General features: G+C 59.4%; 15 protein-coding genes. 11 read left to right on the top strand and 4 right to left on the bottom strand.

Annotated elements, in window-relative coordinates:
* Positions 1-175: 175 nt before the first annotated feature.
* Complete coding sequence (locus BRAS3843_RS34255) at positions 176-1,477, bottom strand: divalent metal cation transporter (protein WP_035983775.1); 1,302 nt, start codon at positions 1,475-1,477, stop codon at positions 176-178.
* Positions 1,478-1,613: 136 nt separating this feature from the next.
* Between BRAS3843_RS34255 and BRAS3843_RS34250 the strand changes: the two genes are divergently transcribed.
* Positions 1,614-5,498, top strand: coding sequence for an ATP-binding protein (locus BRAS3843_RS34250; protein WP_050886582.1), 3,885 nt, complete (start codon positions 1,614-1,616; stop codon positions 5,496-5,498).
* A gap of 112 nt (positions 5,499-5,610) precedes the next feature.
* Here BRAS3843_RS34250 and BRAS3843_RS34245 read toward each other — a convergent pair whose 3' ends face one another.
* Positions 5,611-5,796 carry a hypothetical protein gene (locus tag BRAS3843_RS34245; protein WP_008973821.1) on the bottom strand — a complete coding sequence of 62 codons (186 nt, stop codon included), beginning with the start codon at positions 5,794-5,796 and terminating at the stop codon, positions 5,611-5,613.
* Between the two features lie 737 nt (positions 5,797-6,533).
* Here BRAS3843_RS34245 and BRAS3843_RS34235 point away from each other — a divergent pair.
* From BRAS3843_RS34235 to BRAS3843_RS34210, 6 genes are all read left to right on the top strand, one after another.
* Positions 6,534-6,806: a hypothetical protein gene (locus tag BRAS3843_RS34235; RefSeq protein WP_008973820.1), complete on the top strand. Its 273-nt coding sequence runs from the start codon at positions 6,534-6,536 to the stop codon at positions 6,804-6,806.
* A gap of 123 nt (positions 6,807-6,929) precedes the next feature.
* Positions 6,930-7,289 (top strand): hypothetical protein, encoded by a 360-nt coding sequence (locus BRAS3843_RS34230; protein WP_008973819.1) that lies wholly within the window; start codon positions 6,930-6,932, stop codon positions 7,287-7,289.
* 16 nt (positions 7,290-7,305) lie between these two features.
* The gene (locus BRAS3843_RS34225; RefSeq protein ID WP_008973818.1) at positions 7,306-7,572 is read left to right on the top strand and encodes a hypothetical protein; all 267 of its coding nucleotides are present in this window, start codon (positions 7,306-7,308) and stop codon (positions 7,570-7,572) included.
* A gap of 141 nt (positions 7,573-7,713) precedes the next feature.
* Positions 7,714-8,196 (top strand): hypothetical protein, encoded by a 483-nt coding sequence (locus BRAS3843_RS34220; RefSeq protein ID WP_008973817.1) that lies wholly within the window; start codon positions 7,714-7,716, stop codon positions 8,194-8,196.
* A gap of 1,133 nt (positions 8,197-9,329) precedes the next feature.
* A complete protein-coding gene (locus BRAS3843_RS34215; protein ID WP_035983793.1) occupies positions 9,330-10,616 on the top strand; it encodes a phage terminase large subunit in 1,287 nt (428 codons plus the stop codon).
* 105 nt (positions 10,617-10,721) lie between these two features.
* On the top strand, positions 10,722-11,306 hold the full coding sequence (locus BRAS3843_RS34210; RefSeq protein WP_063710333.1) for a hypothetical protein: 585 nt from the start codon (positions 10,722-10,724) through the stop codon (positions 11,304-11,306).
* A gap of 58 nt (positions 11,307-11,364) precedes the next feature.
* Here the strand turns inward: BRAS3843_RS34210 and BRAS3843_RS34205 are convergent, their stop codons facing one another.
* A complete protein-coding gene (locus BRAS3843_RS34205; protein ID WP_008973812.1) occupies positions 11,365-11,850 on the bottom strand; it encodes a hypothetical protein in 486 nt (161 codons plus the stop codon).
* 130 nt (positions 11,851-11,980) lie between these two features.
* On the opposite strand from BRAS3843_RS34205, the gene BRAS3843_RS40075 reads away from it, so the two are divergent.
* Complete coding sequence (locus BRAS3843_RS40075; protein WP_083841500.1) at positions 11,981-12,997, top strand: M23 family metallopeptidase; 1,017 nt, start codon at positions 11,981-11,983, stop codon at positions 12,995-12,997.
* Positions 12,998-13,109: 112 nt separating this feature from the next.
* Here the strand turns inward: BRAS3843_RS40075 and BRAS3843_RS34195 are convergent, their stop codons facing one another.
* Positions 13,110-13,334: a hypothetical protein gene (locus BRAS3843_RS34195; RefSeq protein ID WP_008973809.1), complete on the bottom strand. Its 225-nt coding sequence runs from the start codon at positions 13,332-13,334 to the stop codon at positions 13,110-13,112.
* Positions 13,335-13,868: 534 nt separating this feature from the next.
* Between BRAS3843_RS34195 and BRAS3843_RS34190 the strand changes: the two genes are divergently transcribed.
* From BRAS3843_RS34190 to BRAS3843_RS34180, 3 genes are all read left to right on the top strand, one after another.
* Positions 13,869-14,312 (top strand): hypothetical protein, encoded by a 444-nt coding sequence (locus BRAS3843_RS34190; RefSeq protein ID WP_008973808.1) that lies wholly within the window; start codon positions 13,869-13,871, stop codon positions 14,310-14,312.
* An 83-nt stretch (positions 14,313-14,395) separates the two neighbouring features.
* Positions 14,396-14,866: a hypothetical protein gene (locus BRAS3843_RS41095; RefSeq protein WP_139025058.1), complete on the top strand. Its 471-nt coding sequence runs from the start codon at positions 14,396-14,398 to the stop codon at positions 14,864-14,866.
* Positions 14,867-14,967: 101 nt separating this feature from the next.
* On the top strand, positions 14,968-15,537 hold the full coding sequence (locus BRAS3843_RS34180) for a hypothetical protein (protein WP_008973806.1): 570 nt from the start codon (positions 14,968-14,970) through the stop codon (positions 15,535-15,537).
* Positions 15,538-15,794 lie beyond the last annotated feature (257 nt).

Here is a 15,794-nt window from a genome sequence, read left to right as displayed (position 1 = left end):
GTTGTGTCAAGGCTCTCTCCCAAACGTTCTCACGGAGCGTCGCCATCCCGGAGCGCGTCCGCGTTGACCGAAATCAACCGCAGCAGGAGCAGCGACGACGCTGCCCTGTATCACAAAACTGCTATCGCAGTGCATCAATGTGATTGTGCAAGTGCGTTGCGTTGGCCGGCGAGGTCTATAGAGCCGCGTGGCCAAATGACCAAAATAGCGCCAGCACGGCGACGGCCATGATCGCGGTGCCTATCCACCCCAAGCCTATCAGCCAGCCCCGAGCCTTGAAGTGCCCCATCAATTTGATGTTCGAGACAATCAGCATCATCATCGCCATGATCGGCACGGCGACGATACCGTTGAGGACCGCGCTCCATACCAGCATGTGAATCGAGTCAATGCCGGTAAAGCCGAGCCCGAAGCCGATGACGGTTGCTGCAGCAATGATCGTGTAGAAGCCGGCCGCTTGCGGGGCTCTCGCCTCCAAGCTCGCACGCCAGCCGAACACCTCTGCCACTCCGTACGCGGCCGCGCCCGCCAGGACCGGAATCGCAAGCATCCCGGTGCCGATGATGCCAAGCGCAAACAGCACGAAGGTGAAGTCGCCGGCCAACGGGCGCAGCGCTTCGGCGGCCTGGGTCGCAGAATCGATGTTCGTAACGCCATGCGCGTGTAGCACGGTCGCCGTCGTCAGGATGATGAAAAAGGCGATTGCATTGGAGAAGATCATGCCGACCGCGGTATCGATCCGCATTCTGCGCAGCTCGGGATGATCTTTCTTCCGCTGATTGCGAAGTGGCGGATCGACCTTGCCTTGGTTCATCTCCTCCACCTCCTGCGAGGCCTGCCAGAAGAAGAGATAGGGGCTGATCGTGGTGCCGAGCACGGCGACAACCATGAGAAAGTAGTCCGCGTTCGGAGATGTCTGCGGCCAGACGGCGGCGAGCAGCGCCTGGCTCCAGGGAACGTTCACCATCAACGCCGTCGCGACATAGGCGAACAGGCTGAGCGTCAGAAATTTCAAAATCGGAGCGTATCGTCGATATGGCACGAACACCTGGAGCAGGGTCGATGTCGCCGCGAAGATCAGCGCGTGCTCATGATTGAGCCCTCCGATGACGAGCGACAATGACTCGGCCATCGCAGCAATGTCGGCGGCGATATTGAATGTGTTGGCGCTGACCAGCAAAAATACGAGGCCGAGGACCGCCCAGCGCGGCGCGACTTCCATGACATTGGCGGCAAGCCCTTTGCCCGTTACCCTTCCGATCCGCGCACTCACCAATTGGATCGCGATCATGAAGGGGGTGGTGAGAAAGACGGTCCAGAGCAGGCCAAAACCGAACTGCGCGCCGGCCTGCGAGTAGGTCGCGATGCCTGAGGGATCATCGTCTGCAGCGCCGGTCACAAGGCCGGGCCCGAGGAGCCGCAACAAGCCCCCGCCGGATGTTTCCTTGCTTGCTTCCGAGCTCAGAGAGATGGCCACGTCGTGTACCCCGGCGGATGTCTTATCAGCCAAGTCAGTCGTCATCGATTTGTTCCGGCGTCTGGAACCCCGGCCGATGCCTTCGCGTTTGCGTGTTGCCAAGAGTTATGCGCGAAAGGGGACGTGCTTGCCGGACATGCCGCTGCCAGGACAAGGGTTCGAGACACGAAACGAGAGGCATCGTCTGGCCGAACGCGAGCGGCTCTTTTCCGGTGGCAGCGAGCTCGCGCGGCTGATGCTGGATTTCGATTGGGAGGCCACCTCAATCGGACCACCCGAAAACTGGCCCCGGAGCCTGAAGACCGCCGTACGGATCATGCTCACGTCGCAGCAGCCGATCTGGATCGGCTGGGGCCAGGAGCTGATCTATCTCTATAACGATCCCTACAAGGCGATCATCGGCGGCAAGCACCCTTGGGCGCTTGGCCGTCCGACCTCGGTCGTGTGGAGCGAAATCTGGGACGATATCAGCCCGTTGCTGGCCAGGGCGAGCGGCGGCAACGAGGGGACCTACAGCGAGGCGCAGCTCCTGATCATGGAGCGCAACGGCTTTCCGGAAGAGACCTACTATACGTTCTCCTACAGTCCCATCCCCGACGATGACGGCTTGCCGGGAGGAATCTTTTGCGCAAACACCGATGATACTCAACGCGTGATCAGCGAGCGTCGGCTATCGTTGTTGCGCGAACTCGCGAGCGCCGCAGCCGAGGCCCGCAGCATCGAAGATGCATGCACGCGTAGTGCGCAGGCGCTGTCGCGTGATCTCCGCGACCTGCCGTTTGCGATGCTCTACATGATCGGGCCGAGCGGGGAGTCCGCGAGCCTCAAGGCGCTCAGCGGCATCGACCGCGATCATCCGGCCGTCCAGTCGTCGTTGTCACTTGCAGGTGACGGCATATGGCCCGTTGCGGCTGCGCTTCGGCAGCTTTCACCCGTGCCGGTCGGCGACCTGTCCCGGCGATTTGGATTGGACTTTCCGAGCGGTGGCTGGCGACGGTCGCCGAGCGAGGCCGTGGTGCTTCCTATCCTGTCGAGCGGGGAAACAGCACCGTGGGGTTTTGTGATTGCCGGTCTCAACCCCTTCCGTCCTTATAGCGAGGGTTATGCAGGTTTTCTTGATCTGGTAGCCAGTCAGATCGCCGCGGCTGTCGGCAATGGCGGGGCCTATGAAGCGGAGCGCCGGCGCGCCGAAGCCCTGGCTGAGATCGATCGCGCCAAGACCACGTTCTTTTCCAATGTGAGCCACGAATTCCGAACCCCGCTGACGCTGCTGTTGGGGCCGCTCGAAGACATGCTCGCCCGCGAGCAGGCTGAGCTCGGCACCGATGAGAGGTCGACCCTGCAGGTCATCCACCGCAACGGCATCCGCCTGCTCAAACTGGTCAACACGCTGCTGGATTTTTCGCGGATCGAGGCGGGGCGGCTGACGGCAAATTACGAGCCCCTCGATTTGGCCGCGTTGACGGCGGAGCTTGCCTCCAACTTCCGGTCCGCAACGGACCGCGCCGGCTTGCGCCTCGTCATCGAGAGCCGGCCTCTGCCTGGGCCGGTTTTCGTCGACCGCGACATGTGGGAGAAGGTTGTCCTGAACCTGATCTCGAACGCGTTCAAGTTCACCTTCGATGGCGAGATCGTGGTTTCGATCGGGGTTGCAGAGGACGGGCAGCACGCTGAGGTCCAGGTTCGGGACACCGGGACAGGCATTCCGTCCGCGGAGCTGCCGCACCTGTTCGAACGATTCCGCCGCGTCGAGGGTGCCCGCGGACGCTCGTACGAAGGCAGCGGCATCGGCCTGGCGCTGGTCCAGGAACTGGTCAAGCTGCATGGCGGAACGATCCGCGCCGACAGCGAGCTTGATCGCGGCTCCGTATTCACCGTCGTGCTTCCATTCGGCTCATCGCATCTTCCGTCTCATCAGCTCGTGAATTCCGGCGCACCAGTTTCGAGCAACACCCGCGCTCAGGCCTATATCGAGGAGGCTCTTGGATGGCTGGAAGGCGATCCGCCGCTTGACGCACCTCATCCATCGTCATCGGATGATCTCGGCCTGAGCCTCTCGGGAGCGGAAAGTCGGGACCGGATCCTGTTGGCAGACGACAACCCGGACATGCGCGATTATGTCCGGAGGCTGCTCGGCGAAAGCTATGAGGTCGAAACGGTCGGTGACGGCGAAGCCGCGCTCGCGGCAGCGAGGCGGCGTCGGCCGGATCTGGTGCTGACCGACGTCATGATGCCGAAGCTGGATGGTTTCGGCCTGCTCAGGGCGTTGCGAAGCGACAGCCTGATCCACGACATCCCCGTGATCATGTTGTCCGCGCGTGCCGGTGAAGAGGCCAAGGTCGAAGGTCTCGATGCCGGCGCCAGCGATTATCTCAGCAAGCCGTTCAGCGCCCGCGAGCTGTTGGCGCGCGTGCGCGCCAACATCGACCTGGCCCGCGTGCGAGGCCATGCGGAAAAGGCTCTGCGCGATCTGAATGAGCGGCTGGAGACCCAGGTCGCCGAACGCACGGCGGAGTTGCAGGCCAAGGAGGCGCGCCTGCGGACGGTGTTTGAGACCAGCTACACATTCCAGGGGCTGCTCTCTCCCGACGGGACGGTGCTCGACGCCAATGCTACCTCGCTCTCCGCGATTGGACGGCATCTGGACGAAATTGCGGATGCGGCATTCTGGACGACGCCGTGGTTTGCCGGCACGCCGAACATGCCGGAGATGATCCGCGACGCGGTTTCGATAGTAGCTAGCGGGCAATCCGTTCGTCAGGAAATCCATCTCAACCTACCGGTCGGCGGCTGGCGCTGGTTCGACTTTCAGATGCGCCCGGTGCGCAACGAAGCCGGCCGGGTTGTCGCCATCGTACCGGAGGCTGTCGAGCTGACGGAGCGGCGGAAGGCCGAGGAAGCATTCCGCGAGGCGCAGAAGATGGAGGCAATCGGTCAATTGACGGGAGGGGTTGCACACGACTTCAACAATCTCCTGACAGTGATCAGGTCCTCGGCGGACCTGCTCCGCCGACGCGATCTCCCGCCGGAGCGGATGCGACGCTATGTCGATGCGATCTCAGACACGGCAGACCGTGCTGCAAAACTTACCGGCCAGCTGCTGACCTTTGCCCGCCGCAAGCCAATTGAACGGCAGGTGTTCGACGTCGCCGACCATCTCGAACGGATTGCCGACATGTTGAGGACGGTGCTCGGCTCGCCTGCGATATTCGAGCTCGATGTCGTGGACCGGCACTTGCCGATCGATGTCGATCTCAACCAGTTCGAGACCGCGCTCGTCAACCTGGTCGCCAACGCGCGTGACGCGATGAATGGGCAGGGGACGCTGAGCATTCGCGTCGACCGCGATGGGGCAGTCGGTCGGCAAGGAGCGGAAGCATTCGTCAGGATCGCAGTCAGCGATACCGGGTGTGGTATTCCCGCAGACCATGCCGACCGGATCTTCGAGCCCTTCTTCACGACCAAGGACGTCGGCCGTGGCACCGGCCTGGGGCTTTCCCAGGTCTACGGCTTTGTCCATCAGTCCGGTGGTCGGGTGCAGGTCGAGAGTGAAGTCGGACGCGGAACGACGATTACGCTGCACCTGCCATTGAGCAGCAAGGCAGTTGACGCGCGCCAGGACGTCGCACGCAGCGCGGACGATGTCGATGACCGGTGGAACGTGCTGGTGATCGAAGACAATCCCGAAGTCGGCGAATTCTCAACGCAGCTGCTTCAGGATCTCGGTTACTGCACTGTGCTTGCGAGGAACGGGGCCGAGGCGCTGCGGCTCCTGGACGAGAATCCGACCGGCTTTGACGTCGTGCTGACCGATGTGGTGATGCCGGGCATGGACGGTGTGACACTCGGCAATGAAATCCGCCGGCGGCTTCCAACCATTCCGGTCGTGCTCAACAGCGGCTATAGCCATGTGCTTGCCAGAAACAATGAGCATGGTTTCGAGCTGATCCAAAAGCCGTATTCGATCGACGAGCTGTCGCGCGTGCTGCGCCAGGCGATCGCGGCTCATCGCTCAAGATGAAGCGAGGCCGGCTTGCTTCCCGCGATGAGGCTGCGCTTCGTGCCGGCCAGCTCTCTGGATTGGATGTCGATCTACGCGAGCAAATAGTTCGAGGCCTTGAGCGTGAAGCAAGCTAGCGCATGCTGACGAACTTGCCCCAGGCGGCAGCGAGCATCGCGCCGGTGAAGACATAATGCGGCTTGTCGCAGAACAGGCCGCCATATTGGCAGACGTCGGCGCTGGCCGAGCCGAGCTCATGGTGGCCGGCCGCATAGAATAACGCGGCGAGCGTGGCCAGAATGGCCGCAACAGCGTACATATCGAGGCCTCCTTCCTGCTTTCGTCGCTTACGTGCCCGTCGGGCCAAGGACCATGCGATGCTGAAATCGGCGCTTGACTCGTCGGGCAAATCAGGAGCATTTTGACACCATCGAAAAACATCATAGAGCCCGCGCCGCGAGAGCGGCAGCGGGCTTTTGCTTGTCCTGCAGCAAAGTTGTTGGATTGGTCTCGATCCATGAAAACAGATCTGTAGCATTTTGCTAAAGTTTGACATGTCGGGCAAATCACCTGCATGATGGCATCATCGACCCGATCATCGTTCAGATGGTCATGACCCGCATCCGGAGCAGTTCGGCGGCGGGTTTTTTATTGGCCCACATTCGAATCGGACGACGGCCGCATAGCAGGACGCCCGAGAACACTTTGCTAGGCGCGCGTCGTCGTCCGAACCTCTTAACTATTCGTCGCGCAGCGATCACTGCCGAAGCGACGTCGAAGAATATTGGCTGGTCCGCGCGAACGGGCCGGCCTGCGGCGCGCCGATATTGGCCAGCGCCGCTGCGGCCCCTCGGTCTTGAGGGATAGGGTTCGCGCCCGAAACGATCGCCTCGACGCGGTCTGCCGCATCTTTGTTTCGATGGAGTGAAGCACGATGACCGCCTATCTGATCTCTCTTGCGATCGCCGGCCTCATCGTCCTTGCGATCTGCGACGCCTTGTTCTGACGTCAGCCGATGCCGTCTGTCGTTGCCTTCTCCCGCGGAATTGAAAAGCAATGCCTAAGACGCTGACCGATATTCGTTCCCTCGCTCGCAGCCACACGCGATCGGCGATCCTCGCCTTGGCCGGCGTGATGCGATCGAAGGACGCATCCCATGCGGCGCGCGTCTCCGCCGCGACCGCGCTTCTCGATCGGGGGTGGGGCAAGCCGCCGCAGGCGCTCCAGAACGGCGAGGACGGCGCGCTCGAACTCATCCACCGCATCGAACGCGTGATCGTTCATCCTGACCAACAGGAGAGCGACTTGAAGCCGGAGGAGGTCGGCTGAACCACGTCGGCGCTTCGCAGACGAGCCGGCGGATATCATGGGAGCTCAATCCGAGATTGTACTTGTGTTTGTTCTTATTTTGTTCTAGGGTAACTTGAGCGTCTTCCGGGGCGGGAGCTTATCATGGCGTTGAACAAGGGAGGTCTTGTCGCTTCCGGCCTCTACACCGTGCACTATCTGGTGTTCAGCACTCTTTCTCATTTCGCGAGTCTCAAGTCGAGCATCGTGCTCGCCGGACTTGCAGTCCTGCCTAGTGGTCTGTTTCTCGGGTTTGTTTGGTCTGGTCTTGGCCTTCATGATCCGCCATTCCCAGCCGATTCCTGGATGAACAGTGACTTGTTATATTATCCCGTGAGCTTGCTGGTCTCGTATCTTCTTGGTTGGGGACTCAATTTGTTCTGGCACGCGCTGATTCGGCTGGTCGGGTATCGCTTGGAACACCTGGACGAGCGCTTGATCCGATATCTCGACAGGGACGTATGATAGCCGAGGGCCGAGGATGACCATACGACCGAATAGGGGCGGACTCATCGCCTGCGCGATCTATACGCTGCATTTTTCCTTATTCTTTGGCTGGGCCGTCTTCTCTGATCTGAAGGCGAGCGTTTTTTTCGCCTCCATCGCGGTCTTCCCGGCGGGGTTCTTTTGGGCCGGGTTGGAAGTGCTGCTGGGATCGCATGATTTCCCGTTTCCGATCGACTCGTGGCTGAACAGCATTCCGGCTTATTACATCGAGAGCTTAATCATCTCCTACGTCATCGGCTGAGCAGCGAGTGCTAGATCTTCGATCAGCGTATACCACAAAGGGCGGGAGTCCGACGGCATCCCAGACTGGCATAAGCGTTAGTTCATCTGAGGTTCTCCTCCTACTGCTCACAGCGAGTGTGCCGAGAAGCCGATCGGGAGTATGATGCGAACTGAATGGCTGGATTTTATCATGGGAATAGATATGAGGGCAGTGATTGTATCGATCACTTTATTTCTAGTTGGTGTTCTTGAAGCCCGAGCAGAGAGTTATCGGGTGGATTATGCTGTAAAATTGCAGGCCGGCGAAGCCACAGGTTCAGTCAATTGCCACTATGACGAGCGCTGCGTCGTCGATTTGAAGACACTTCAGATGAAGCTCTCGATATCGATACTACGCAACTATCGCGGTCGCGCGGATCTGGTCCTAGATGGAAAGAACAATTGCTGCCTATTCGATGGAGCTACGCGGCGGCCTTCGATTAATCCTCGACAGCCCGGCATGCGCCTTCGCCTCTTCACCGGCGAAGCGGCCCGTGGTCTCGAATATGTCGAAAACGAGCCCATTGGACTGCTCTATCTGAGATTCAACCTCGATGGCTCGGACTGCCTAGAGGCGCCGTGTTGGCAACACACTCCAATCTAATGTCATTAGATCCGATATATGTCGCGCCACGGTTACGAGATGCGACTGACGACTTGCCACATCCTCGGGTAGTAGCGATCGGAATTCCTTATCTTTTGGTAACAAATCGTTTCGTGTTTCAGGTGAAAAGCAAAGACTATATTGCCCGGTGTCTCGCATGCGAGACCGAAATACATTGAGGAATATCGATATGGCACCTATTGAACGACATGCGTTGCCGCCATTGGGGGCGGGGCCTCCAATTAAGCTGAGCCCTGCCGATCGAGCAGACCTGACTAAGCAAGCTAGGGAAGTTATTGACGATTACATATTTGGAGCCGGATCTTGGCAGACAGCTGGTCCAAGAAAATCTGTGTGGCAGACAACGGACGACTTGGAAAACTTCAAGCGAGAAGTCGCAGCCAGAGAGCAGTTTGTCGAAGATCCTGATTCTATATTGACGTCTATCAAAGATATGATCGATGCCGCGATCAAGCAGGTCCGTGATGCGGCCGCCATGGGACAACGGGAGGACAGAAATCAGATCACACCGATGTCGCCGAACGATCCGATTGAGCTCCCTTGGTTGATGACCTCTCCCGAAAGAATACCAATTGGAGCGCCCCGCACGGACAGCCGATCTACGTCATCGCAGGGAGTGAGTGAAGGCTCGTGGAGCTCGGCGACCGACGCTCCTAGCAGTTCCACTCCGAGTGCGGCGAGATATTTACGGACACGATTTGTCGACCGACTAGGACGCTCTGTGTTTGACACAGGCACCTCTGCCGTTCCGTTTGTGCCGAATTCGGCGGTGTCACCGCTACCATCCGCAGCGTTCGACCAGCGCTTTGGAACCTGGGCTCCGCCTGCTCGAGGCGTAATGCCAATGGCTCAGTCAGGGGGCAACTCATGGTCTGGTCCGGATGGCGCCTCTAGCAGCCAGCGGCTGCCGGTCTACCCGGCGCCGCCGATCTTCGGTGGCAACGATCCTTCGGGGTCGTCCGGAGACGACATGAGCGACTGGTTTACCCGCTGGGTGAAGCCGCTGATGCAAAAATGATCCCGTGGGCAAGAGCACTTGCCGTGCGCTCATGGGGAGACGCGCCGATTGCGCGATCACTCAGCCGCCGCTGAGCACTTGCAACGAGGCGCCCTTGTCCACGTTACGCATCCCGACCGCAAAAATATTCGAGCCGCTGCTCGCTCCGGCGCGCTACAAGGCAGCCTTCGGGGGCCGCGGCTCCGGCAAGTCACATTTCTTTGGTGAACTGCTGGTTGAGACCTGCCAGGCGCAGCGCGGCACGCTCGCGGTCTGCATCCGCGAGGCACAGCGCACGCTGGCGCAATCGTCGAAACGGCTGATCGAGAACAAGATCGCAGGCCTTGGTTTAGGCAATGGCTTCAAGCTCTACAGCGACAAGATCGCAACACCGGGCGATGGCCTGATCATCTTCCGGGGCATGCAGGATCACACCGCCGATTCGATCAAGTCTCTGGAGGGGTTTCGGATCGCCTGGATCGACGAGGCGCAGACCTTGAGCGCACGCTCCCTGTCACTGTTGCGACCGACCATTCGCGCCGTTGGCTCGGAGCTGTGGGCCTCGTGGAATCCGCGTCGGAAGTCGGACGCCATTGATGACTTCCTGCGCGGGCGCAAGCCGGAAGGCGCGATCGTTGTCAAGGCAAGCTGGCGCGACAATCCGTGGTTTCCAGCCGTTCTGGAAGAGGAGCGGCGGCTCGATCTCGCGCTCTATCCTGACCGCTATGATCATATCTGGGAGGGCGACTACGTGCGGGCCTTCGAAGGAGCCTATTTCGCCGAACTGCTCGCGCAGGCCAAGCGCGAAGGCCGGATCGGCAAAGTGGCTGCAGATCCGCTGCTGCCGCTGCGCGGCTTCATCGACATCGGCGGCGCCGGCGCCACTGCCGACGCTTTCACAATGTGGATTGTTCAGTGGGTCGGCAGCGAGATCAGGGTGCTCGACTACTATGAGGCGGTGGGCCAGGTGCTGGCCTTCCATGTCAACTGGCTGCGCTCGCGCGGTTATCAGGATGCGATCCTGCATCTGCCGCACGACGGCGTGACCACCAACAGCATCACCGGCAAGCGCTATGAGGATCATCTGCGCGAGGCGGGCTTTGCCGTCGAGCCGCCGGTCAAGAACCAGGGCAGGGGCGCTGCGATGATGCGGATCGAGGCGTTGCGCCGCCTTGGGCCGCAGCTCTGGTTCAACGCGGCGACGACTGAAGCCGGCCGGGAGGCGCTCGGCTTCTATCACGAGCGCAAGGACGAGGCGCGCAACATCGGCCTCGGTCCTGAACACGACTGGTCCTCGCACGCAGCTGACGCGCTCGGCCTGATGGCGATCTGTTATGTGGCGCCCGGTCGCGCGCTCAGCTTCAACCGGCCGCTCCGCTATCAGGACGCAGGGTGGCGATGATAGTCCGACGAGCGCGGACGCGATCTTGCAGGGGAATTGCGCCAGTCAACGGAAGTCATGTAAGGTAGAACCAGAGCCCCTGACCGAAGCAATGCCGATTTTCCCATGACATCATTGATCCGGCGAGCCACCTTCGCACTATCTGTGTGCATTTTCACATTAAATTTTGGTTTTGCTGTGCGCGGCCAGGCCTTGTCTGAGCAAGACGAACTGGTCACAACCCAAGACAAGGCGCGAAAGCCGTGTATCGAATTTGAGCAGGTGCCGCTCACTGAAAAGCGGATCCTGGGCCTGCTCGACTCCGCGGACGAGATAGACGAGATCAGAGAAAACAGTCAGGACGGATTCTACAAGACCGGTCCGGAGACAACGGCAAAGCTGGATGCCGCTGCAAGGAAGCACGGACTTGCGGGATACGATGAATACAAGACAATCCGCGCCAATGTTCTCTTGGTCTTTTCAGGCTACGATTGGGTGACGAAAAAGTATGTCGGCAGGGAGCCCTTGATCAGACTTCGCGTGGCTCGCACCAAGGCGGACCGGGACATGTCGGAGAAGGGGAAGAAGGAGGAGATTGCATCTCTCAATGCTCAACGAGTCTGCGCGCTGCCGGAGATCAAATACAGGGGCAACATCGACCTGGTGCACAAATACCATGCTCGTCTAGACGCGAGCAAATTCCAGAAGTGAGGCTCAGGTAAGCGGTCGTCCTGCGTAGCGCCGAGGTATAAAGTAGAGCCGCTTGAGTTCATTGCTTCTGCGTCGGCTCCTTGGCTTTCTCCTCTTTGGCTCGCGCGGAGTTTTCTCGATAGGTGCGCTGTGCGTCTTCGGGACAGTAGGCGAACGTCACGCCGGCGGTGCTGGCGCCACGGGTGATTTGGCTCCACGAAAAAGTATAATCGTCGATCCGTTTCAGTAGGATCAGCTCATTCTTTGGCTTTTCTGTCTGGGCATCATCACACTGCGCTTCGAGCTTCATGCGCCCAGGCGCGAGGTCGGTGATCTTTCGTATAGAACAGCCATATTCGTTGCCCCCGATAAAGTTCTCTCCGAGCTCCACGTAAGCTTCGGCCTGATCCCCGCACCGGGTTGCATGGTCGGGACCCGGGACCGCGTATATGCCATCCTTCGGGCGCCATTTCTGTGCCGGAAGCTTTGAGCTGTCCTGGGCATAAGCTGCCGCGCCCGTGCCGATCATCAAAGCGACAGGCAGCAATATGTGATGCAACCGCAAGTTCGCCTCCAAGACGCCAGTTGGCGTGCTTCAAGTGGCCGTAACGTAGCCTCTAACTCAAAACTGAGCGATCGTCATCAGGCGGGTGCGGGTGATCTCGTTGAAATTGTAGAACTCAAAGGAAACCGATATGTCGTGGGACGATGTCATGCGGCGCGTGTTGCCGTCGATGAAAGATGAAAAGACGCAAAGGGCGTATTCACCGCATACGACGAGCCCGTTCGGAGCGACCAATCGTCCACCGGGGTCGACGAATCCCCATCGTGGCGTCGATTTCAATTATGTTGGGGGGCAGCAATCGAGACTCAACACGAGTCATCCGGCGCTTCGCTCACCAGTTACGGGTAAGGTGATCAATGCGGGGGAAGGGGGGTATGGAACGATCGCAATTCAAGATGCAGATGGATACGTCCACGAAATCCTCCATACCCAGCGTCGCCATGTTTCGGTTGGGGATCCCGTCCTTGCCGGACAATTGATCGGAGCGATGGGCAACACCGGGGTGAAGCGGCGAGGAATTGAAGATGGTGACTTTCACGTTCACTATCAACTGAAAGATCCAAGCGGTAAGATTGTTGATCCTGCAGACTATTGGGAGCGGAAAGGTCCCATCGATCCCGCTCCTTACGCTCCGGCCTATCTCCAGGACTATCTCCAATATCGACGCGAACTTGGTGCGGCGGCCGATCGTGACTTCGGCAACACGCCGGACGCCGGCCCGCACTATGGCTCGCAACTGGTCGATGCCAACCAGCCAAATGGCGCGGCTTCGGGACAAACACCTGCTCCGCCGGAAGGAAGTGCGGTCCGCATTCTGCGCTCGCGCCCGGCGAACTCGCCGGCTGCGCCTGGTCTGAACGTCGATGCCACTGGGACCATGCCCAATCAACTGCCGCCGTCGGATCGTGCTCCGTCATTCGATGACCGCTTTGGAAGCTGGGCGTCGGCGGGCGGAGCGAACGCGCCGCTGTCTCCCTATCAGCCGCTATCGCCACCGCCGCAGTCCGCCAGGCCTCTTGGCATCATCCCGGGCGAGCCAATGCCCGACTATCCATTTCCGCCGCCGATCTTTGGAGGCACCACACCGGGGCTGGAGGATTGGGCTGCGCTGCGGCGCAAGTCCGCAGACTGGAATCCGCGACGTTGAAGTTCGCAGCTGTGTCCTGGCGCAAGCAGCGGTCAAGTTGCGCCGGTCTTGTCGAACGAGAGCTCTGCCGAACGTGCCTTGAGGGATAGGAGCTGGAAACTCGGGCTGGCACTTATTCCTGCAATGCGCGCGCGATCCGGTTGAGCCTCTCTTCGATGGCTGCCACCTCTCGCCGTAAGGCTTCGATTTGAGGTCCTATCATGGGATCGAGCGCGCCAACCGGCGTACCGCAACCTGCGCATTGGACCAGCGTCAGCTTGCGGTTTTCGCCGAGCGGCGTCAGCAACGTGAGCTCAAACGCATGCCCGCCGCATTTCATGCAGGTCGTGGTCGCCATTCGACATCTCCTTCTCGCGACCTCTCACACCACCACCAGAGGTGGTTGACAAGCGTCGTTTCTTATGTTCACTATATGTTCTATTTAATGATTCAAGGATTTTCGTGGAGAATGACCGCGCTTCGTTCATCGAGACCCCTTCTCGCGAGGCCGCGCGGTGAATGCATTTCCAACGTCGTGCAGTCAGTGAACCGGGATTCTCTTTGGCCAACGATGATCGGGCGTTGTCGCCAATCGAGCGTCCGATCTGGCTCCATGTCTCGCTGTTGTGTGCTGATCGTTTCCACGACTTGTCCCTGCTGCTTTGGCGGGCGACTTCGTCCCCAACGGCGCAATCGATGCGGGCGGACGTACGAATGCGCGGAAGATCGAAAGCTGCCGCCGCGAGACAGTATATGCCGTTCGAGAGGTGGCCTGCGCATCCGATTGAGGTGTATCCCCGCGTGACGGACCTTTCATCCTTGGATCTGGCTATCCCGGGCTGCGGGCTGTTGCTTTACGCGGACGATGTTTGCTCACGGAAGTGAGAGGCTGATGATCACAAACGCGAACCCCGACCGGATTTCTTCCACGGCTTCCGTCATCGGCTGCGCATGCCTGCTGATGTGGTTGGTGCTGACCGATCTTGTGAGCTACACGATGGAGTCTCGGCCGGAGGAGTTCGGCTATCCAGACCTTGTCATGCATTTCATCTGGCTGGCTCCGATCTTTGTTCTGTTTATTTTTCGTCGTTATCGCTTGCTGACGTTTCCTTACGCATTTCTCCTCTTTGCGATCTTAGTTTCGCGCATCGACGACAGCTTGCGTGTCTTGATGGGCGGCTCGAGCGCCTTGGCCAAGTTCACTTTGGCAGATCTTGGGGCAGCCCTGCTCGGCGTCCTGTCCCTTGGCATCATTTTGTTGTGGGCGGCGCATCAGCTGACCCATCTCGTATTCATTGTCGTGCGACGAATTGTTGGAGCATTCAGAGATGGCTAGTGGCTATTCGAGAACGAGCAAGCTTCGTTGAACGAAGGTCCAATGGCGCATGGGCGCTGTGGGTACATTTTCAGTGTGGCGGAATGAGCGAACAACGCATTCTCACTACCAGACAGCTATCGAGCGCTCCTGCGAAGCTGGTGGCTGCGATCTGGTCTCTATGTATCGCCGGCGTGCTGATCGTTGCCGTCACGCAAGCCTGCGCGGCAGGTGACTTCGTCCTCAACTACGCAATCGATACAAACGGAAATACGGACGCCGGTAAGATCGAAAGTTGTCGCTATGAGGAGCCGTACGAAATCCGACCTGTTGGTTTGCGTATCCGGATCTATGTCCATCCCCGCAAGAAAGACCTTCCATCCTTGGATATGGACGTCCTTGGGCCGCCCGGTTGCTGCTACACCGCCGATGCTGCTGAGCAATTTCATGTTGCCATCAAGCCTGGTTTGGTACGCCTGCCAATCTATCGAGGTGTACGGCGAAGCGGAACGAGTTCGTTCAAAACGAGCGATTTGGTACGGTCTATGTCGCATTTTCTCAATTGCAGTAGATGAAACGGGCGGACGCCCGAGTGAAAGGATTTAAGAAATGGCCAGCACAAAGGGCATCATCGAGCAAGATTCATTTCCTACCCGTCAGCAAAAATGAGCTTCACATGTCGAAAATGTCGATCTCCGATCTGAAGGCGATGCTGGCGTCGGAGAAGGCCGACGCGCTCGCCGCGATTTCCGCCGCACGGCTTGCCGAGGAGCGGGCTGATGCAATGGATTATTACTTGGGCAACATGCGCAAGGACATGCCGGCGCAGGACGGCCGCTCGCGCGCGGTTTCGACCGACGTGGCCGACACGATCGAAGGGCTGATGCCGCATCTGATGGATATCTTTGCCGGCTCCGACGAAGTGGTCCGTTTCGAGCCGGTCGGCCCGGAGGACGAAGCGGCGGCTGCGCAGGAGACCGACTTCGTCAATCACGTCTTCATGCAGCAGAATCCGGGCTTCATGATCCTCTATTCGTTCATCAAGGACGCATTGTTGTCGAAGGTCGGCATCGTCAAGGTGTGGTGGGAGGAGCGCGAAGAGGAAAGCCGCGAGACCTACTACGATCTGACTGACGATCAGTTCGCCTTGCTGGCGCAGGCGGTGATCGAATCAGACGGCGCAATGGAGATCGTTGCTCACACGATGAATAACCGGTCGCCGCAGGAGCCGAAAGTCGCCGGATAAAGCTGTGCTGGCATCGGAGCAAAATGCGATGAAGGCGGCGGTCAGCGTCGATCACCGCTGTCGAAGATGGCTAGCCCCGACGAGCTCGTATATGCCGCGACCCCATCCAGCATGGATGGCTGATTATGAACATGCTCGGACGTGCGCGTTTGATCACTCAAGTCGCTGCAAGGCATCAATGAACAGATGAATCAGGCCGAGCTATCCCGGTCCGGTTCGTGGAGAGAGGGCACAGGAGGCGGATTGCCAAAAGACCT

This window comes from Bradyrhizobium sp. STM 3843 (assembly GCF_000239815.1).
In the GTDB taxonomy this organism is placed as follows: Bacteria; Pseudomonadota; Alphaproteobacteria; order Rhizobiales; family Xanthobacteraceae; genus Bradyrhizobium.
This window is presented reverse-complemented; position numbering and strand designations above follow the sequence as displayed.